The organism is Shewanella sp. Scap07 (genome assembly GCF_013394145.1).
Taxonomy (GTDB): domain Bacteria; phylum Pseudomonadota; class Gammaproteobacteria; order Enterobacterales; family Shewanellaceae; genus Shewanella; species Shewanella waksmanii.
Genome location: NZ_CP041329.1, coordinates 4,925,556 through 4,945,207 on the forward strand (window position 1 = coordinate 4,925,556; position 19,652 = coordinate 4,945,207).

A 19,652-nucleotide genomic window follows, 5' to 3' on the forward strand; every position below is an offset into this window, starting at 1 on the left:
GTTGGGGATAATATTGTAATCCACTAATAAATAGCTAAAACTAATAAGTGGTATTTTGACTATACTGAAATAGCATAAGGATCTTGGCGACTATCGCTGTTCCATTGATATTCCGTGAGTTGCTCTATTCGCCGAGCTTCAGCCTCACCTTGGGTTTGTTTAATGTAATGTAAGGCGGCATCGATACCCGCTGAAACCCCAGAAGAAGTTAGGTACTTGCCATCATCAACCCAGCGGGCTGTCGGCTGCCACACCACTTGGCTATTCAAACTTGTTACCCAGTTATAGGCCATTTTATTGGTCGTCGCACTCACTTGATTCAGCAAAGCGGTTTTGGCTAACAATGCACTGCCAGTACACACTGAAAACACCTTTTTGGATACTGCACATTGGCGTACTAGCCAATCAACCAGCTCATCATCATCAACCAAAGTGCGAGTCCCTAAGCCACCGGGTATCAAAAATAGATCGCACGGAATCACATCTGGCAACTGTCTGTCGGTCACCACACGAGGGCCTTGATAACTGCGCACAACACTTTGGTTTCCCACCAGCAATATCTGTCTGTTGCGCATGTGTCCGAGCATTTCAATCGGACCATGCAGATCTAACGTTTCGTAGTCATCGAAGACCAACGCAACCGTTTTGTGGCGAGCGCCGGTATCACTTAATGCTGTGGGCGATAGCATCGCCGCGACTATGGCTGCACTGCCACCAATTAGCACATCTCTTCTATTCATATTCATCTCGTTGCGTATTGATCTTTCATCCCCTGCGGGCTACGGGGCCTGCGGGTACTTGGATAACATCACCTTAGTAGAGTTCCTTGGCTTTTTTACAGATAACTCAGTTTGAGGGACTCACCACAGTAGTGCTGCAAATTGCGAGCTAACCAGTCTATATAATCCCATGAATTATGGCCTTATTTTGACAACAAACAGGCAAAACCACATGGCTGTTCTACACTTGATACATACTAATTAAAACTAAGGTTTGCTCAATGGCGCAGCGCTCGTTTTCTACTTGGCTTTCACTCAACTCTATCGGCACCAAAGTAATTCTCGCCATGCTCTCCATTAGCCTGTTAGTCATCATCTTGTCTACTTCCAATTACCTGATGAACCAGCGGGTTTCAACCGATACCAGCAGAGTGAGTCAATTTGAAATTCCCAAGGCAATTGCCACCATCAATATGCTTGATGAAATAGGTGACATGAATGCCAACATTTTAGAGTATTCCTTAGGCGAAGTAGATGAAAAACAAGAGTTTGATAACAACCAAGCCGAGTTCTACCTCTATTTAGCCCAACTTAAAAATGCCCTCAAAAACAATGATAAACGGGTGGCAGAAATCGAGCAGCTGTTTCAAGATTACCAAACTATCGCACGGGCAGAGGTTTTTAATCGCTATAACCCAGAAAATGAAGAGTGGGCCAAACAACGCGTAAAGGGACTCACAGAGGTAACAGGGCGCAAACTGGAGGTGTTACTTGATTCGCTAAAGCAGAGCGAAATTAACGATGTTGGCTCTCAAGCGGATCTGCGCGAGGTGATTAATGATGACCTACCGGGAGTACGCTACTATTTAGAGCTGGTTGATGAAGCTGGCGATATGGTCGCAAACCTGACCGAGTACATTACCGGAGTCTATCAAGCAAAGAATGACTTTGTCGAAAACGCGCAAAACTTTGAAGAGTTCTTAACTAAGCTCAAGCCACTTGAGCAACGTACAAAAGAAGTTGAACAACTTAATGATGTTGAGGCGCTCTACAAAGTGCTGCGAGACGGCGGATTTGAAGTATTTCAGCGTTATGACTCTGCTAACAAAATCACGGCTATTCAAGCCATTGATGAGCTAGAGCATAAGACCTTCGCGCGGCTAGAGCAGTTGCTTGATGACATGTCAAAAGAGGCTGAATCCAGCGCCTCAATCTCACTTAACGGCCTCAATGATGTCACTCAGTCTAACCAATATGTCCTGATCACCTCCCTGGCATCGGTGTTGATTCTTTGTGCCGGTATTATCCTATTTACTTACCGAGTCATCACCCGCCCCATTACTAAACTGAGCGGCACCATGAAGCAGCTTGCCGATGGTGATACTGACGTAGATATCGTCTATAGCGGCCGCAATGATGAAGTCGGCTATATGGCCAAAGCCATGGAGGTATTTAAGAAAAATATCATCGCCCGCAACCTTGCAGAGCGCGAGCTCGTTGAGGCTAAAGAAAATGCTGAAGCAGCTTCTAAAGCCAAAGCCTCATTTTTGGCTACCATGTCCCATGAAATTCGCACCCCGATGAATGGGGTCATCGGTATGATAGATCTGATGTTAACAACGCAGATGAACCATGAACAACGGCAGATGACCTCAACCATACGTAGCTCAGCTTTTTCACTGCTCAACATCATTAATGACATTCTCGATTTTAGTAAAATTGAAGCCGGTAAATTAACCCTTGAACACATCAGTTTCTCTATAGATGAATTACTCGAAGGGGTGGTTGATACCATCACCCCCAACGCAGACAAGCAACAAGTTAGTTTGCAACTGTATATCGACCCCAGTTTGCCCACACATTTAATTGGTGATCCTATCCGTATTCGCCAAGTCCTATTCAATCTAATTGGTAATGCGGTGAAGTTTTCCGCCAACGACAACCAACAAGGGGTCGTTAAAATACTGCTTAGGATGACCGACGTTGGCAGTAAAAAAGTCACCTTTAACATTGAGATTGTCGATAACGGCATCGGCATTTCTGCCGACGTTATCAGTATGCTGTTTAAGCCCTTTACGCAAGCTGAGTCATCAACAACTCGGCGCTATGGCGGCACAGGTTTAGGCTTAGCAATTTGTTATAACCTGATAGATTTAATGGGTGGCACAATTGCGGTAGACAGCAAAGTAGGTAAAGGCTCCAACTTTAGCATCGACCTCTCATTGCCTTATGTCGCGCAGGAGAAAATTAACCTCAGCGAATATCAACACACGATTAATTTTATCGACATTCAATCGAACTGGCACCGTCAAGTGGTTGAAGAGTATCTGAGTGACAGCCAAATCCCCTTATCTGAATTGTCGGCCGCCAATCTTCATAGCGTTGCCGCCACAAACCAAGCCATCATTACCGTCATCACCGACAACCTAACGTCAACCTTGGCGCAATATACCGAATTTATGCAACCTCCACTGTCATTGCCACTGCGATTTCTTGTGCTGGATTATGCATCTCGTGGGGCGGGCATTATGGATGAACGCACGTTCGCCATTGCGGCATCACCACTAAAACGCTCAACCTTACTCTACGGATACCGTGTGACACTAGGTAAAGACAGTCCGTTAGAGATGTCTGAGTTTGATAACCAAGAGATCTTTACCCCAGATGCCAGCATTGAAGAGGCTGAAGCCGCAGGCAGACTGATCTTGGTTGCCGAAGACAACCAAACCAATCAAGAGGTGATTAAGCGCCAACTGCTAAAACTAGGCTACAGCAGTTTGATAGCTAATGATGGCATTGAAGCTGAGCAACTTTATCCGCAACACCAGTTTGCTGCCGTCCTGACCGACTGTCATATGCCCAATAAAGATGGTTATGAGCTTGCCGCAACGCTCAAGGCTGTGCAGCAAGATCAAGGTAAGCACATTCCCATTATTGCTATTACCGCCAACGCACTACTCGGAGAAGCAGAAAAATGCCTTGCTGCCGGTATGGACGACTACCTTGCCAAGCCCATTGAAATGGCCAAGCTCAAGAAAGTGCTGCAGCAATGGTTACAACCTCAAACGCAACCCACTGCCAAAGTGCTGCCCGCGATGGAACCGATGACATTTAGTCCGCCAGCCTCAATTGTGCCACCGACTCCCTCTGCCCCCCATGGTGCGAACGCGCCTATGCAGGACGATGATGTCAGTGATATTTTTGATGACAGTGTGATAACAGATGTGTTTGCTGATGATATGCCTGACTATATCGCTTCGCTGGCAGACTTTATCGAGCTCACCATGCCGCAATTACGCGCTATGGTGCGCGATAGCCAATTTGATATATCCACCATAGGTCAGATAGCCCATAAGCTGAAATCATCTGCAAAAACCATGGGCATAAAGCAGATTGCCGAACACTGTGAACTGATCGAGCAAGCCGCAGCTCAACAAGATGCGCCAACAATTGGCCACTCTCTGGCAGTTATTGCCGCACAACTTGATGATGTAGAGGCGGCAATCAATGACAGAATCAAGCAAAATGGCAGCCAACTAAGCTAAGCTGGCTAATGGTGACTAATAAAAAGGCGAAGGGTCGACGTCTAAGCTACTTGGCGATACGCCGCGTTCAATATGTAAATCTGACTTGAGCAGATCGACCATAGCGACATCAACATAACGCTTGTGCTTATTAGAATAGAAACATTTCAAGATTGGATGCAGTGCATCACGGTTTTTCGCATCCCAGACAATGCCCACTCGGCCGTCAGAAAGTTCAACGAGCGAACCAACCGGGTATACCCCAACACACCGAATAAACTCATAAACCAGTTTTTCATCTAAATGGAATGGTGTCAGGCTCAACAATACTTTAAACGCAGCAGCAGGGCTCATGGCTTCTTTATAGCAGCGGGTAGCCGTCAGTGCATCGAAGATATCCACGATACAACTCATGCGCCCGTGCAAGGGGATTTCATCACCTTTGAGTCCATGGGGATAGCCTTTACCGTCGAGCTTCTCATGGTGCATTAAGCATACGTCTTTGCTGATCTGCGATAACCCTGTGGTTTCAGCCATGATCTCTGCTGCATAGACTTGATGCAACTTCATATGCTCAAACTCTTCAGGCGTTAATCTAGCAGGCTTATTTAAGATCTCATCGTCGACTTTAATTTTGCCAATATCATGCAAAATTCCACCAATTGCCATCTGCCTAAGAATGTTCTTCTCTAGCTTGAGGTATTTACCAAAAGTGATCAGCAAAAAGGCAACATTGATTGAATGTTCGAGCAAGTAAGCATCTTTGGTTCGCAACGCCGATACGCACTTCAACGCATCGCTATCGTCTAACACTGATGCAATCATATTGTCCGCTAACGCTTCAAATGGCTCGACTTCTACCGCTTTGCCCTCGAAGGTTTCAGACAACACCTTTTTGACCAAGCCTTTCGCTTCAATCAGCAGTTTTTTAGCTTTAATTTGCGACTGTTCGCGATTAACCGTTTTCTTGACTATCGGTTTAGCCGGCAAAGATGACGCTTTTTTCAAGCCACAACTTTCATCCGAGCGCTCGGCGTCTACCCAAACATATTGGATACCGCTTTTGCTCAGCTTATCGATTGACTCTTGGCTGCGGATTTGACCCGCATTAGCCACCGCCACATGACCGCGTTTATCCACAGCAGTGACAAACATTCCGACCTGCAAACGAGGTACAGGAATACGCATCATGTCGGCGCCTGGCTTGGTGGTTTCACCCATCTGAACTACATCCCCCCGGATGAAAGCAAATACGTTACTTTACGTTAAATTCTAGACCTTTTATCAACACTATAGTGACAAGAACAACAAAATAATACTGAAAAAGGGCGACATTTTATGCTGAGTTCAGGGAAATGGCTATATAAATCAGTAGTCCATTGGATAAAAAATCACACAAATTCCTACCATACGACAAAAAGCATAAGCAAAAGCTAAACTAATCAAATAGTTTATGCCGCAACAGCTCAACTAGGCGGTAGCTTCATACATTCGACTCCCTGTGCTAACCAGCGACGAAACGCACAGTTAACACAGGAAATAGCCACATCATCGACCTGCTCATCTTCATCATCGGCATCAAAATAGTGACAGCAAGCAGCAATGTCTCTCGAGGCTGACAGATCATTGCCAAAATCCGCATACCAGCGGCTATCGATTTTAATAAACTGGCTCATAGCCCACCTTAATAAGTTTTAAGCAATTGTTTATCGGCATTAACCCATTGGCCGGCAAGTGGCATCACCAAAATGCTATTTTGATGTTGTCGGTAAACTGCTTTTAATTTGCCGGTCACCATCACCAACTCCGTCAACGCGAGGGCATTGTCTTTGGCATCAATCACGCGATCCACGCCCGTTGTCTCAATCAACTGGGCAACGCTGTAGATCTGGCCAACTTGTTGCGTCAACAACTGGCCCTTAACCCGACCATCATTGCCAAATAGCCGTAAACCTAAACCAGCTAACGCACCAATGACCCCATCACCCGTGCCACCATGCTCACTAAGATCAACCCCGGCATCCGCTGCAACTTGATAGGCGTTTGCTTTGGTCGTGACCTGCTGCTTGGCTGCTAAGCCAAATTCAATCAATGCCGTTTCATCAAAAGCTTGGTGCAGATCAATGATTGCCAAGCCCGGATCGGCTACCGCCGCCATCTGCTGCTTTATGTGGGCGATCGCTAACGTTTTAGCCTGAGCTAGCGATAACCGCGTCCTGATTTGGAAGCACATCGCGCTGTTATGCGATGTATAGGCAATATCAGGGTGAACCAAAAGTTGATGACGGGTGACAAACGCGCAGCGACTCAACTGGCCTTCGCTGACTATCATGGCAATCTCTTGGGCAATCTCACCCGTGCCCTTAGTGCCTATGTCATCGGTATCGTCAATACAAATCAGTAATGAGTGGGTTGTTGGTGTCATTGCATCACACCTCATCTTTATGGAGAAGATCATGACTTTTCAGTCGCTGTAATACGCTCGGAACCAGCAGTGCAGCTGCAATCGCGAATAAACTGCCAAAAAATAAACTCTTAGCACCTTTTAGTAGAGATACTTCGACACTTAAGCCCACCAGCAGATCGCCCACAAACCCCTTTAGCGCCCACGCCAACGTCGCCGCCAATGCTAACGCAATAAAGCGCCATAGCAGCGGCATAACACTGGGTAGTAGCATTAAGGTGATATCCATGGCCACCGCGGGTAAGGCGAATTTGGCCAGAATTAACGGCCCGCCTTTGCCAACACCTAAAATCATGGCGACTACGCCTGCGAGTACGCCGCATAAGGTAATGGCGCCGCAACGCCCCACCCCGCCATAGCAAACTAAATAAAAGAAGCACATCAAAAACATCGAGTGCCCAGTTAGCCCTAGTTTTAAGCGCAGCATACTTTTCAGTGCCACCAGCAAAGTGGCACAAAAACCGATAAATAGTGCATCTTGCAATTGGAGTTTTTTATCAAACATATGTTTTTCTCAATCAAAAAAGTTAATAACGCCAGAAAGTGGTTTTTTGCCGCTGGTCGAACTGGCGCAATTTGGCAGCATTGGCCATCTGCTTGGCTAGCTTTAACAGCTGAATCAACAACGGCACCAAAATGCAGTGCACCAACTCTGGCCAATGGCGTGGATTGCGCAGCGCTTTAGCGGAAATGTTAGCGCCGCGCATACGCTGAATAGCGTATATTTCCTGTATTTCACGGGAGAAAAATGGCAATAACGAGATAGATGCTGCAACAACAAATGCCCATTTCACCGGCATCACCCAATTAAGCACTTCCGCAATACGCTCTGGCGAGCAGCTCATTGCCAACCACCAGCCCGGAATGGCGGCCAACAATAAACGACACACCGCCAGCACACCTTCAAGCATGCGATCAGACTGCTGCATTAATAGATATAGGCAGCAAGTCACTAGCAACTGCACCACAAACAACTTAATCAAACTCATCAGTTTGCCGCGCAGATAGCAGCCATGTAATAACAACATGCCATCCACTACGCACAGATAAACCAGTTGAGTTTGGTCAATAAAGAATGCGCTGCTGGACAAGGTCAGCACCAGCAGTAAAGCTGCAGCACACCAACTGGGATCGTCGATGACAAAATAGCGCTGCGAGGCGCCACGCTGCGTACGTGAAGTGAACCTGAGCGCTTTATTAGCCAACTTGGTCGACCTCTAATTGCCCACCACTAAGATATTGCGCCTGGATCTGCCATTGCCTATCCACTTGCAACTGCGGCAACGCTCTATGGCTAGCAAGCACAATCCCGCAGCCCCGTTGCTGCGCTTCGTTCAGTAACGCAACGACCTGCTGACAATAGTCGTCATCCAATCCAGCAAAAGGGTCATCAAGTAGTAATATTTTGGGCTGAAGACACAATAGCGAAGCTATCGCGATAAGGTGCTGCTGACCGTACGATAAAGTGTGAGGCGAATGCTCACTCAAGTGAGAGAGTCCAAGACGCTGTAGCATGCTAGTTGCGCGCTCCAGTGGCAGATTGAAGCGCTTAAGGCTAAAGCACAGCTCCTGCAGAACTGTGGTTTCGAACAATTGCCTTGAGGGGCGCTGAAATAGCATCATCAATTGCTGGCCAAAGCCACCTAGCTTAGGCCGTTTACCCAACACCTTTATGGGGACTTGCACAATGTCGGCCTGAGCGCCGAGTAACGTTTTAAGCAGGGTGCTTTTTCCGGCACCATTACTGCCTACCAAAGTGACCAATTCGCCACTGAACAACTGTAAACCTGCACATTTAAACAAACAGTTGCCATCGGTAAACTGTAACGAAAATGCCGATGCTTCTATCAGTAACTGGCGCTGTTTAGCGCACTGAACTGGCCGATAACGCTTTGGCTGTGAAACAGCAAACAAGCTCGCTTGTTTATTTAGCCGCCCTTGATGTAGGTGCCAACAGTGGCTATAAAAATCTGCGAAAGCTTGAGGTTGATGTTCGACAATGACTATCGCGATTCCACGTGCCAACAATGATTTGAGTACCGCACTAAGCTCTACAACCCCCTGGTCATCCAACTGTGCCCAAGGCTCGTCAAGTAGCAGCACATCCGGCTCGCATACCAGCTGAGCTGCCAACATCAGGCGGTATTTTTGCCCCAGTGACAGGCTATCTACGGGTGTCTCCAAGCTAACCCATAAACCGACTGCCCGCAGGGCATGTTGCACTCGCACCAGCATTTGACTTGGCTCAACGGCCATGTTTTCCAGCACAAAAGCGATTTCAGCCCCTACGGTTTGCCGTAGAATTTGTACCTGTGGATCTTGCATGACCATACCCACCACAGCCTGAGTGTACAGTTCACCTGTAATGGGTCTGGATACCACGCCAGCAATAATCCCTAGCAAGGTCGATTTACCGCTACCTGTTGCACCGGTGATCAAATGACACTCACCAGCCCGCAGAGTTAAGTCGACGCCATCGAGTACCGCATCTTGCCGACTAGAATAGGCTAAACCAACTTGCTTAAGTTCAACTAATGCTGACATGCCCATGTGCTATATCCGCCACTTGATACCGGCAAAGACCTCTCGACCTGCTTGTGGCAAGGCCTGGCTTTGATAGTAGTTTTCATCAAGCAAGTTGCTCACCCGCAGATAAACGTCGAGCGTGTCATCAATGATCGGCTGGCTAAGATTGATATCAACTAGGGTATAGTCCTGCAACGACTGTTCTACCCACACTTGTTGACCCGACACTTTTTGCTGCTCATAGAACTGCTGATCCATGATGTGCTCTGCATTCACATTCACCCGTAGGCCAAAATCAAATTGATAATCAGCTTGCAAGCGCAGTTGATGCCTTGGGCGATATTCTAGAGACTGCATACCCACTTCGGCATCTTTGTCTTCAGTATCTAAGAAACTATAGGCAAAGTTCAGTTGCAACTGATCAATGCTGGTGTTGGTTATCGCAACATCGAGCCCTTTAAACTTGTAGCGGCCCATATTTTGGTAAATGCCGTCGATATCTTTAGCAATGTAATCTTCTGAGTCCGTGTAATAACCTGCAACGGACAATGATGTTTGCGCGCCAAGTCCCTGCTCTATACCCAGTTCAGCATGTTTAGAACGCTCCGCCACTAATTCATCGTTGCCAGAAGACTGCGAGTAAAGGTTACGCATAGAAGGAAAACGCACTTTACGCGCTATGCCTGCATGCAATTGGGTACTATGACCTACTTGCCAATAGCCCGCCGCTTGCAAACTATGGTCGGTCTCATCATCGACAACCCGCTGCTGCTGATGTAATGCGCCACCAAACGAGAGTCCGTAGTCTTGTTGCTGGTATTGGTATTCCGCTGCCACACTGTATAACCATGCCGCATCATCAAAGTTATCACTGCTGCCACTGCCATTACCGCTACCGTTTCCTCCGCCGCTACCACTTCCTCCGCCGCTGCCACTTCCACCGCCGCTACCACTTCCACCGCCGCTACCACTTCCACCGCCGCTGCCACTTCCGTCGCCACTGCCGCTGTTGTCATCACTGGACAGATCCGTAGAAACCGATTGCCAATGCTGACGCTCAGCAATCACAGCGGTAGTCAATAGGTGTTCAGGGCTAAAACTGCTGATCAGTTGGATATTGCCACCTTGAACTATAGAGCTACCGTCTTGGGTGCGCTCAAGGACTTGGTAGTCGCTATCAACGTAACGGTTTTCAATCACATCGCTGCGGTTGTAATAGCCATAACCTCGCAGTGTAAACAACGAATTGAATTGATGGCCTATGCCGATTTGAAATGTTTGCGAGTCATAATCATCGACACGCTCGTATTTAGGGTTACCATCACTACTGCCATCCAGTGCGGGTTTACCCCATTCACCGCTACGAACACTAAAATTAGCTGACAGTTGAGTGCTATCAGATAGTGCATAACTGCCTTGGCCATATAGGCTACTTAGCTTGCGGTCACTGTTGTCGCGAACATCACCCGCTTCATCAGCGGTAGGCTGATAGTCACTGGATAATGGGAAACCGTCGGTTTGTTGATGTGAAGCAGATAGCAACCCCTGCCAGCGCTCACCAGAACCGGCAATACTTAAATCACCGTTAACAGTATCGTTGTCTGCAAACTCCACCGAGCCCGACACAGCAGGGGCATTGTCTCCTTGCTTGGTAATAATATTGATGACACCGCCAGCACCGCCTGGTCCATAGAGTACCGAGGTCGGCCCCACCGAAACGTTAATAGCGGCAATTTGGCTAGCCGGAATCACGCTAGGGTCAAATTGACCATCTTCGGCACCATTGGCTGGCACACCATTGATGAAAAACAGCACATGTCGTGCTTTAAAACCGCGCACGTCGACTCGAGGGGTGCCTTGGCCGCCAACACGCACATATATACCGGGGACATTTTTAAGCACTTGGTCTAGCCTAGTTACCCCCAATGCTTCAATCTCATCGCTAGTGACTGTCCAGCTTGTCGTGGCCGTTTCTATACTGGTCGGGCGTTCACCTTTCACCACAATCACTTCAGAAATATCTAAAATAGGACTACCAAGGTCGTCGGCCATACTCATTAATGGCGTGGCTGCTAGTGCAATAGATAATGTACTCAGACTCAATATATTATGTTTGTTTTTCATTGTTGTTATGACATCTAACCGATTAAAAAATGTTATTTTTCAGAGTCGACGCGATAACAACAAGATAATAAAACCGAAAAACCAACTTAGATCGACAAATATCGACACAGGGAAAAGAATTAGATCACTATTAAAGACAAAATGTCTAACATGGACAATTTGGCAGACAAAAGTTCACAGCGTTAAGCTCACATAAATAGCGATAACGACTGTGCAATTGCCGAGCAAGTTCACAGGTTAAAAGTCTACGACTTGACAGTTTTTACCTAGGCCATTAGTTTGTGGTAAAGATTCTTATTACCAATTGTTTATCCCACTTAAGTGGGAGTGAACTGAGTAGATGGGCTCGGCACGCAACAATTTATTCAGGTAACTTTTGGAGTATTGATTGAGCGCCACCTCATTAGCACAGGCTGTCAAATCCCTAACCGCTAAACTTGAAAAGCTGCAGTTTCAACCCTACGGCGAACCGATAGTGCAACTCTCAACCGAAATGAGTGCACTGCCGACGATTGCGTGGTTGGCAGCACAGACGTGCTTTCCGAAAATTTATTGGAAAGGCCGCGATACCCAAGAAGAAGTGGCGGCAATAGGCAGCTGTAAAGACTTCATATTTGATGACAGCACTGATGACAATCAGATGTCGCTGGAATACCAAAAGCAACGTTCCCTGTCGAGCAATCAAGATATTCGCTATTACGGTGGCGTCGCTTTTGATCGACAAACCACGAGCTGGCCCGAGTATGGTCGAGCCCACTTCGTGCTACCGCGCATAGAGATGCGCCGCAGTGGCAATCAATATCGATTGGTGATCAACCTTAATATTGAGTCTTGTGACGCCGAAACTGAGCGTCAGCAAGCGCTCAAGGCATTGCAGTTGCTTACCCCTCCAGCTCCTTTGCCACCGCCAAATAAGATTAATTTGTTGGCACGCAGTGATCGCCCAGACCGCAATCGCTGGACTGAGCTCGTTAAACAGATCACCCATGACAAATTCATTAAAGAAACACCCAAGGTGGTTCTGTCACGGTTGACCCAACTGGAAGTCGACGAAAAGGTTGATCCTTGGATGTTGCTTGCATGCTGGCAGGGCCGCAACAGCAACAGTTTTCAATTTGGATTCCAGTTCAACCCCGACAGTGCCTTTATCTCTTGCACACCAGAGCGACTTTATCGCCGACGTCAGCGCGAGTTGTTTACCGAAGCACTAGCCGGCACCACGACCCGTGGTTTAAATGAAGAAGAAGACAGATTGCTTGCTAACCAGCTGCTTGAAGATGGCAAAAACAGCCATGAAAACCAATTGGTACGAGAGCATATTGTTGAAGCGCTTACCCCCTTAAGTCATTACGTCGGTGCCGATGAGCTCGCCAAAGTGTTTAAGTTGAGTCATATTCAGCATTTACATCGCGCAATTCGTGCCGAACTCAAAGCGGGTGTGGATGATTTTCAGATTTTACAGGCATTACACCCAACACCCGCTGTCGGCGGCTTACCTAAAGAGTCCGCGCTGAGCTTTATTCGTCAGCAAGAAGGTTATGCTAGAGGCTGGTATGCGGGAGCTTGTGGTTATTTTAATAAGCATGAGAGTGAATTTGCGGTGGCGATTCGTAGCGCCCTTATTGAGCCCAACCGCATTAATCTATTCGCCGGTGCCGGCATTGTAAAAGGCTCTGAAGCGACCGCAGAGTGGAGCGAGCTAGAAAATAAGCTTGCTACCGTGCTGTCAATTTTGACCGAACTATAACGCCGTTAAGGAAGCTTAAGGTTTCCTTGGCGGTCGTTCTCCTTCACATATAAATCAAACATCTTGTCTAGCTCGCCGCTACTGATCAGCACAGCTAAGTGTTTATCAAAATGGGTTTTTATCACCTCGCCATCGCTGTTATTAGCAAATACAAAATAAACCGGCGCTTTTATCACCGCTTCGATGATCGTGTATTGACGTGGCTGTGATAACTGCTGCGATAAACGCAGCATCGATGGCTTATAATCCAATACCGCATCAACTTTGCCGCCATTAACACGATTGAGCATACTCAACAGATCGCTAGATTCTTCATAGTGCATTGGCACCTCAATGAAGTCGTTAAATCGGTAGGCGAGCAACGCCAACACCTTTTTGTTCTCAAGACTGTTTATCCCTTGCCATGTTTTGGCCATTTGCGGACTTAATGCGGCATCAACACTGTCTATTTCAACCGGTTTAGCACTGTAGAGAATGTCCGCCATATCGCCACGATAGAATCCCAGCGCCATATGCACTCGCTCATGCTTAAGCATGTACCTCACTCGAGAAAACGGCAATACCTGAACATTGACCTGCCACATTGGCTGCGGAAAAATACGATTTAGCACGTCATAATAGAACCCAGAACCATCATGATTGGTATAGCCCTGTAAGTATTCGGTAGCAACATTAATACTAATAGGCGCACTGGTACTGCCCAGCGAAACCAACATTGCCATGCCAGATAACATCAACTGCCAGTTCTTCACTTCACACCCCCAAAAGGCGAATCAACAGTTCCATTTAGCCAACTCATAACCAGCTACTCTGCCATCAAGTTTAGGTGCTTTTCGCTAGGTTTGACCTAGAATTTAGTGTGAACTGTCACTTAAATTGAGTCTTTGGGCTTGCACCATAATAAAAGCTCACTATAATGTGCCGCCCGAATTATCGGCAATTTGCTTACTGATGACTTAACGGTCGTCAGTGATTTATTCAACCTTAGCGGGTTCCCTCACCCCGCGCTAACCCATCAAAAAGGCCACAAGATGTTAATGTTATCTAACGAGCAACTTAAACGTGCTCTTTTCTGCCTTGTCAGTTTTCATATTCTGATCATTTGTGCCAGCAATTACTTAGTCCAATTGCCATTCCAAATTTTTGGTTTGCACACCACTTGGGGGGCGTTTAGTTTTCCCTTTGTCTATCTGGCCACCGATCTTACGGTGCGCATATTTGGTCAAGCTGCGGCGCGCAAAATTATTCTCAAAGCAATGCTGCCTGCATTGGTGATCTCTTACTTAGTTGGAGTGATGTTTCACAATGGCCTATACCAAGGCGCTGGTGCTTTGGCTGAATTTAATAGCTTTGTGTTTCGAATTGCCTTTGCCAGCTTTGCTGCTTACCTTGTCGGTCAGCTTATGGATATCACCGTATTTGCCAAGTTAAGAAAGCAGCAAACTTGGTGGATAGCACCTGCCGCTTCCACTGTGATTGGTAACTTAGTCGATACCTTAGTGTTCTTCAGTTTGGCATTTTACGCTTCTACCGATAGCTTTATGGCAGTACATTGGCCTGAAATCGCTATGGTCGATTATGGGTTCAAGCTAGCTGTCAGCTTATGTCTATTCTTGCCGGCTTACGGTGTGCTGTTGCGCATACTGCAGGATAAAATCTTGCGTTCGTCATCACAAACAGCAATAAGTTAGCGCAACAACTGGCCTGACCAGTCATTTTGTAATAGAATCTCGCGGTCGAAATTTAACCTATATTGAGGCCGCCATCTTTGTTGCGGCCCTATGAGAGAGCCGCGATGTACTCAATTACGATTGAACAACACACCCAAATTGATGCTGACGCTATCAATTTAGTCATTGAACTGTGCAGCCAAATACCTGAATTTGAACGTCAATACAATACAGAAACACTCAAACAGCGACTAGCTGAAAGACGCTGCTTACTGCAATTGATTCGTGTTGAAGGGGAAATTGCGGGCTTTAAACTGGGCTACGCCATTGATGAGCAAAAATTTTATAGCTGGCTTGGGGCAGTTTTACCTGACTATCGACAGTTAGGCTTGGCACAACAACTACTGGCAGACCAAGAGCAATGGGCATTGGCTCAGGGCTTTAGCATCATGGAAGTCAATACTTACAACCAATTCACGTCGATGCTGAAAATGCTGATAAACCACCAGTATCAAATCGCTTCTGTCACCAATGACGAAAAAAATATTTCGCAGAATAAGATTAGATTACAAAAGCTTATCGCAGCTTAATAACAAAATAGTCAAATTTGCAACAAAAAGACTTGCGGACGCGAATGATAATGATTACTATTTACATGCGTTCCAAAGCTCAATCTTAATTAAGCACTTCATCTCTGTTTAATTTAATCTGAGTTCGCAAGCACGACATTGCTCACACACTCTTTGTGGCCAGGATAATTATCCTGGCTTTTTTTTTGCCTGTAATTTACAGGCCAGCAATCTTTACACTAAGAATCACAAAAAACCATTGCCAACTTAAATGATAATGATTATTATTTACATGCGTTCCAAGGACCGGCTCTTAAATACATCACGCTGTATATAGGGCGTGTTGACCTTTCGAGCTGATTTTTGCAGCAGTTTGTGAGTTCTTTATACAAGGCAGAGGCTTTGATATGTAGTGCGCTACTTGATAAGCCAATAACGCAGTAGAAAGAAGCCACAAACGCTGCCCGAAGGGTTCGGATACAAGCGTTTTACTCTTTGTTGAGAGGTATTTTGCTTAGCATGCTAGGCGGCAAACCTCTCGCCGCGATAAAAACGCTTTTATCTCGAACAAAATTTAACCGCGAAAGGTCAACACGCCCTAAAGGGTTTAGGTTTTCAAGCACGACATTGCTCACACACTCTTAGGCCAGGATACTTGTTATCCTGGCATTTTTTTATCTACGCCACCTGAAAAGTGCAGCCCTTCATAGGGCAAATTAATCTGATCTTCTTTGGCTTTATGGTACAGGCCAATAGTGAAAATTGTCCCTTTACCTAAAGTTGAAGTCACATCAATGGTGCCGCCAATGCGCTTAATAATACCGTAGCTCAACGATAGCCCTAGTCCGGTACCATCTTTACGAGTGGTGTAAAATGGGTCGAAAATACGTCCGAGCTGTTCCTCGGGTATGCCCTTACCTTCATCTTCTACTTCAATTTTGACCCCAATAGGCTCACCCGCCACCACCCAATCATAAGTGCGGATCCAAATACGTCCTTGGCCGTCCATCGCGTGAGCGGCATTCACCACAAGGTTAATCAATACCTGCAGCAATTGCGGACGATTGACTTGGATCGGGTAACTGGCATTGAGCTCTTGGTTAAGCACCACTTGCTGTTTCTCAATAGAGTGACGTACCAGCACCAACATCTCTTCAATGATCGGTGTAAGCTGGTGCATCTCTAGCGGGGCATTAAACTCGCCTGGTCGACTGTATTGCAGCAAGCTGCGGATAATGGTGCTAATACGGCCAACCTGCTGGATAACAATATCGATCTCTTCTTCCACATCTTGCGCTTGATCGCCAAGCTCATATTTAAGCAGCTCCATATTGCCTAAAATCACCGCGGTCGGGTTGTTAATCTCGTGGGCAATACCAGCAGTTAACTCACCCAGGGCGGTGAGCTTTTCATTAGTCACCAACTGCTGACGGGTTTCGTTTAGCAAGGCGACGTTGCGCTGTAATTCGTCGGTTTTCTCCTGCAAGCTGCGGGTCCGCTCTTCAACTTTGACTTCTAACTGCTCGGCGGCCGATTGAATCTGTGCATTGCGTCTTTGTAGCAAATCCAACATGCGATCAAACTGCTCCGCTAGGTTAGACAGCTCATTTTCACGCTCTAAACCCAAAGATCCAATCCGCAAATTCCGTCCTGACTGCACCGCTTTAACAACGTGATGAATACGCTCAATAGGTTGCAGTAAGCTGTACGCACCGCGATATACCAGCAAACCAGACACGAGTAGCACCAACATCAATATGGTGCCCAGCTCAATAATGTTCAGTAAGTAGTTGTGAATGAATGGCGATTCGGAAAAGCCGGTATAGATCATACCGATACGCTGACCGCGAATATCTTCTAACGGCGCATAGGCTGAAATAAACCAATCATTAAACACAAAAGCGCGGTCGACCCATAGCTGTCCCTGAACGAGCACTTTTTGCTTCACTTCTTCAGAAACCAAGCTGCCTAAAGCCCGACCTCGGCTCTGATTATCTTGTGGGAAAAAGTGCAGCGGTACATTGGTGCTAATGCGTGTGTTATCTAAGAAGATAGTCACGGTACCGATAGAGCGCTCAGGTAAGGTACCTTTGTCGTACACCAGATCGCGAATATGGTCGACAATGCGCATGTCACGGTTGAGTAAAATACCGCCATCAAGATACCAAGAAACTTCACCGTCGGCGTCGACGATAGGCAGCAAGCTGCGACTTAACATCCCGCGTGTTTCTACCGTTTTATCCGGTTTTTGCGAGCGCGGTGTTTCGACTAAATCGATGGCAGCGGTATCAACTAACGCAGGATTAATGCGCGCTAAACGCGTGGGGGCTAACACCATCAATCCAGACGTGGCGGCATTGTCACTAATTTGGGGCAACATCAAACGTAAATCGGGATCAGCAGCCGCTTCCGCCACTGTCACTAAGCGCAAAAAGTCTAAATTAAGTGTTTGACGTTTTTCAGCTAAAAATTGCTCAATCTGCTTACGGGTCGCCTTGCTATTGCGATCAATATTGCGAAAATCATTTTGAAATTCCCAAGATGCCTGCACTAACTCGAGCTGTTTCTCTTGGGTATTTTGTACTGCCACCAAAGTGTTATTTGCAACAGTCAAATCTGCTTTGACCTTCATAAATAACTGCTTGCCCGTGTAGCTGATATTCCAGTAGATGGTAATAAACACTAGGCTCACTAAGGTCAGCAAGATCGGCAATAATGTCAGAATAAGAATGCGATAACGCACCTTAGCTTGCACTTGTTGCCAATTAACGCCAAACAAGCGGGAGAACCAAGAAGTGCTAGTCTTCATCTTCTTTATTACCGTCAAACCATTCTTTATATTTACGATCGAGTGTTTTACGTGATACGCCCAAATCCCGCGCCGCAGCAGATTTATTACCACCATGTAAGTCCACTACTTGGGTCACGTGGTGTTTCTCGACCTCTTTTAGGGTCCAATCTAATGGATAACCAGAGTCACCATTAGCTTCATTCTTCGGTTGTTGCTTCCAGTATTCAGCAGGTGGCTTACCCAATAGAATACAGCGCTCAATCATATTGCGCAGTTCGCGAATATTACCTGGCCATTCATGCTGTTGTAGTTTGAGCAGATCTTCATGGCTCCACACCACTTCTTTCACACCCAGCTCTGACGCTAATTGGCGAGTAAAGTGGTGAGTTAATTCCACCACATCTTCCGGCCTGTCTCTGAGTGGCGGAATAACAATATCCAGCACATTAAGGCGATAAAACAGATCGCGCCTAAAATTGCCTTCTTCGACCTCTTCCGCCAGTTTGCGGTTGGTTGCCGCCAAGACCCGTACATCAATATTGATCTCTTTTTCGCTACCCACAGGCCTGATGGTACGTTGCTCTAGTACCCGCAATAATGCCGTCTGCATTTTCAGTGGCATTTCACCAATCTCGTCGAGGAAGATGGTGCCACCGGAGGCAAAACTAAATAAGCCTTCACGGTTGCTCTTAGCCCCCGTGAACGATCCCGCAGCATGACCAAACAGCTCGCTCTCTAATAGCTCTGGTGCAATGGCACCACAGTTAACCGGCACAAATGGACCTTGGCGCCCAGAAAGCACGTGCAGTTGTCTTGCCACCAGCTCTTTACCGGTGCCAGACTCACCTTCAATTAAGATCACCGCATTGGTAGGGGCAACGCGCTCGATAACGTGCTTCACCTCCATCATCGCATCACTGCTGCCAATAATCGTTGATGATTGGTTTATCGACACTTCGCGGCGCAACATCAGGTTTTCGCGTTTGAGCAAACGGCGTTCAATACAGCGGTCAACCGCCTTCATCATCTGTTCGAGATGAAACGGTTTCATAATGAAATCGGATGCGCCAGCACGCAGCGCTTTAATCGCTACGTCCATATCGGCATAGCCAGTCATAAAGATAATGTCAGAGCGGCGCTCTTGATCATTGAGCGCCTCATGCCACTCAATACCACTGCGACCTGGTAGGCGGATATCAACAATTAATAGGTCGAAATGGCAACGACTGCGTAATTGCTCAGCATCTTCGATGCTCGAGGCGGTTTCGACCAAAGCGAATTTTTTCGCCATCGCCTTTTTCAAAAAGCTGCGCATGCCGGGTTCGTCATCGACAATCAGTACCGAAACGGCTGACGGCAGTGGCTTAATCTCTTTCTTAGTTTGGCTCATATTGTCTTCTTTAGGACATTTTGACTCATATTAGCCTAATTCTATCACCATAGTTAAGAAAATTGGTCAGCCTGAACCACTAATACTGGGCTTTGGGACATTATGTCTGGATGTTAATTTATGAGCTT

The 19,652-nt window shown here is 46.7% G+C and carries 15 protein-coding genes; 4 read left to right on the forward strand and 11 right to left on the reverse strand.

What is annotated here, in order from left to right:
* Window positions 1–59 precede the first annotated feature (59 nt).
* On the reverse strand, window positions 60–740 hold the full coding sequence (locus tag FLM48_RS21735; RefSeq protein ID WP_179026116.1) for a DJ-1/PfpI family protein: 681 nt from the start codon (window positions 738–740) through the stop codon (window positions 60–62).
* A 260-nt stretch (window positions 741–1,000) separates the two neighbouring features.
* Between FLM48_RS21735 and FLM48_RS21740 the strand changes: the two genes are divergently transcribed.
* Window positions 1,001–4,264, forward strand: a complete 3,264-nt coding sequence (locus FLM48_RS21740; protein WP_179026117.1) for an ATP-binding protein — start codon at window positions 1,001–1,003, stop codon at window positions 4,262–4,264.
* Between the two features lie 15 nt (window positions 4,265–4,279).
* Here the strand turns inward: FLM48_RS21740 and FLM48_RS21745 are convergent, their stop codons facing one another.
* From FLM48_RS21745 to FLM48_RS21775, 7 genes are all read right to left on the reverse strand, one after another.
* Window positions 4,280–5,464 (reverse strand): HD-GYP domain-containing protein, encoded by a 1,185-nt coding sequence (locus tag FLM48_RS21745; protein ID WP_179026118.1) that lies wholly within the window; start codon window positions 5,462–5,464, stop codon window positions 4,280–4,282.
* Window positions 5,465–5,709: 245 nt separating this feature from the next.
* The gene (locus tag FLM48_RS21750; protein WP_179026119.1) at window positions 5,710–5,919 is read right to left on the reverse strand and encodes a hypothetical protein; all 210 of its coding nucleotides are present in this window, start codon (window positions 5,917–5,919) and stop codon (window positions 5,710–5,712) included.
* A gap of 8 nt (window positions 5,920–5,927) precedes the next feature.
* The gene (locus tag FLM48_RS21755) at window positions 5,928–6,668 is read right to left on the reverse strand and encodes a DNA-binding protein (protein ID WP_179026120.1); all 741 of its coding nucleotides are present in this window, start codon (window positions 6,666–6,668) and stop codon (window positions 5,928–5,930) included.
* Window positions 6,669–6,672: 4 nt separating this feature from the next.
* Window positions 6,673–7,212 carry a core component of ECF transporter gene (locus FLM48_RS21760; RefSeq protein ID WP_179026121.1) on the reverse strand — a complete coding sequence of 180 codons (540 nt, stop codon included), beginning with the start codon at window positions 7,210–7,212 and terminating at the stop codon, window positions 6,673–6,675.
* A 22-nt stretch (window positions 7,213–7,234) separates the two neighbouring features.
* Window positions 7,235–7,912 carry an energy-coupling factor transporter transmembrane component T gene (locus tag FLM48_RS21765; RefSeq protein WP_256870996.1) on the reverse strand — a complete coding sequence of 226 codons (678 nt, stop codon included), beginning with the start codon at window positions 7,910–7,912 and terminating at the stop codon, window positions 7,235–7,237.
* Window positions 7,905–9,257 (reverse strand): ABC transporter ATP-binding protein, encoded by a 1,353-nt coding sequence (locus FLM48_RS21770; protein WP_256870997.1) that lies wholly within the window; start codon window positions 9,255–9,257, stop codon window positions 7,905–7,907. The genes FLM48_RS21765 and FLM48_RS21770 overlap by 8 nt, the downstream gene beginning before the upstream one ends.
* Before the next feature lie 3 nt (window positions 9,258–9,260).
* On the reverse strand, window positions 9,261–11,357 hold the full coding sequence (locus FLM48_RS21775) for a TonB-dependent siderophore receptor (RefSeq protein ID WP_179026122.1): 2,097 nt from the start codon (window positions 11,355–11,357) through the stop codon (window positions 9,261–9,263).
* Window positions 11,358–11,745: 388 nt separating this feature from the next.
* On the opposite strand from FLM48_RS21775, the gene FLM48_RS21780 reads away from it, so the two are divergent.
* Window positions 11,746–13,104 carry an isochorismate synthase MenF gene (locus FLM48_RS21780; RefSeq protein ID WP_028771967.1) on the forward strand — a complete coding sequence of 453 codons (1,359 nt, stop codon included), beginning with the start codon at window positions 11,746–11,748 and terminating at the stop codon, window positions 13,102–13,104.
* A 5-nt stretch (window positions 13,105–13,109) separates the two neighbouring features.
* On the opposite strand, the gene FLM48_RS21785 is transcribed toward FLM48_RS21780, so the two are convergent.
* A complete protein-coding gene (locus FLM48_RS21785; protein ID WP_256870998.1) occupies window positions 13,110–13,856 on the reverse strand; it encodes an ABC transporter substrate-binding protein in 747 nt (248 codons plus the stop codon).
* A gap of 279 nt (window positions 13,857–14,135) precedes the next feature.
* Between FLM48_RS21785 and FLM48_RS21790 the strand changes: the two genes are divergently transcribed.
* Window positions 14,136–14,795 carry a 7-cyano-7-deazaguanine/7-aminomethyl-7-deazaguanine transporter gene (locus FLM48_RS21790; RefSeq protein ID WP_179026123.1) on the forward strand — a complete coding sequence of 220 codons (660 nt, stop codon included), beginning with the start codon at window positions 14,136–14,138 and terminating at the stop codon, window positions 14,793–14,795.
* A gap of 104 nt (window positions 14,796–14,899) precedes the next feature.
* Window positions 14,900–15,364 carry a GNAT family N-acetyltransferase gene (locus FLM48_RS21795; RefSeq protein ID WP_179026124.1) on the forward strand — a complete coding sequence of 155 codons (465 nt, stop codon included), beginning with the start codon at window positions 14,900–14,902 and terminating at the stop codon, window positions 15,362–15,364.
* A gap of 637 nt (window positions 15,365–16,001) precedes the next feature.
* On the opposite strand, the gene FLM48_RS21800 is transcribed toward FLM48_RS21795, so the two are convergent.
* Together FLM48_RS21800 and FLM48_RS21805 are read right to left on the reverse strand one after the other, a co-directional pair.
* Window positions 16,002–18,152, reverse strand: a complete 2,151-nt coding sequence (locus tag FLM48_RS21800; RefSeq protein ID WP_179026125.1) for a HAMP domain-containing sensor histidine kinase — start codon at window positions 18,150–18,152, stop codon at window positions 16,002–16,004.
* A complete protein-coding gene (locus FLM48_RS21805; RefSeq protein WP_179026126.1) occupies window positions 18,142–19,524 on the reverse strand; it encodes a sigma-54 dependent transcriptional regulator in 1,383 nt (460 codons plus the stop codon). The genes FLM48_RS21800 and FLM48_RS21805 overlap by 11 nt, the downstream gene beginning before the upstream one ends.
* Between the last annotated feature and the right edge of the window lie 128 nt (window positions 19,525–19,652).

Excerpts from the sequence above, each read along its gene's own strand:
- FLM48_RS21735 (WP_179026116.1), bottom strand. The coding sequence starts at position 740 with ATGAATAGAAGAGATGTGCTAATTGGTGGCAGTGCAGCCATAGTCGCG.
- FLM48_RS21740 (WP_179026117.1), top strand. The coding sequence starts at position 1,001 with ATGGCGCAGCGCTCGTTTTCTACTTGGCTTTCACTCAACTCTATCGGC.
- FLM48_RS21745 (WP_179026118.1), bottom strand. The coding sequence starts at position 5,464 with ATGGGTGAAACCACCAAGCCAGGCGCCGACATGATGCGTATTCCTGTA.
- FLM48_RS21750 (WP_179026119.1), bottom strand. The coding sequence starts at position 5,919 with ATGAGCCAGTTTATTAAAATCGATAGCCGCTGGTATGCGGATTTTGGC.
- FLM48_RS21755 (WP_179026120.1), bottom strand. The coding sequence starts at position 6,668 with ATGACACCAACAACCCACTCATTACTGATTTGTATTGACGATACCGAT.
- FLM48_RS21760 (WP_179026121.1), bottom strand. The coding sequence starts at position 7,212 with ATGTTTGATAAAAAACTCCAATTGCAAGATGCACTATTTATCGGTTTT.
- FLM48_RS21770 (WP_256870997.1), bottom strand. The coding sequence starts at position 9,257 with ATGGGCATGTCAGCATTAGTTGAACTTAAGCAAGTTGGTTTAGCCTAT.
- FLM48_RS21775 (WP_179026122.1), bottom strand. The coding sequence starts at position 11,357 with ATGAAAAACAAACATAATATATTGAGTCTGAGTACATTATCTATTGCA.
- FLM48_RS21790 (WP_179026123.1), top strand. The coding sequence starts at position 14,136 with ATGTTAATGTTATCTAACGAGCAACTTAAACGTGCTCTTTTCTGCCTT.
- FLM48_RS21795 (WP_179026124.1), top strand. The coding sequence starts at position 14,900 with ATGTACTCAATTACGATTGAACAACACACCCAAATTGATGCTGACGCT.
- FLM48_RS21800 (WP_179026125.1), bottom strand. The coding sequence starts at position 18,152 with ATGAAGACTAGCACTTCTTGGTTCTCCCGCTTGTTTGGCGTTAATTGG.
- FLM48_RS21805 (WP_179026126.1), bottom strand. The coding sequence starts at position 19,524 with ATGAGCCAAACTAAGAAAGAGATTAAGCCACTGCCGTCAGCCGTTTCG.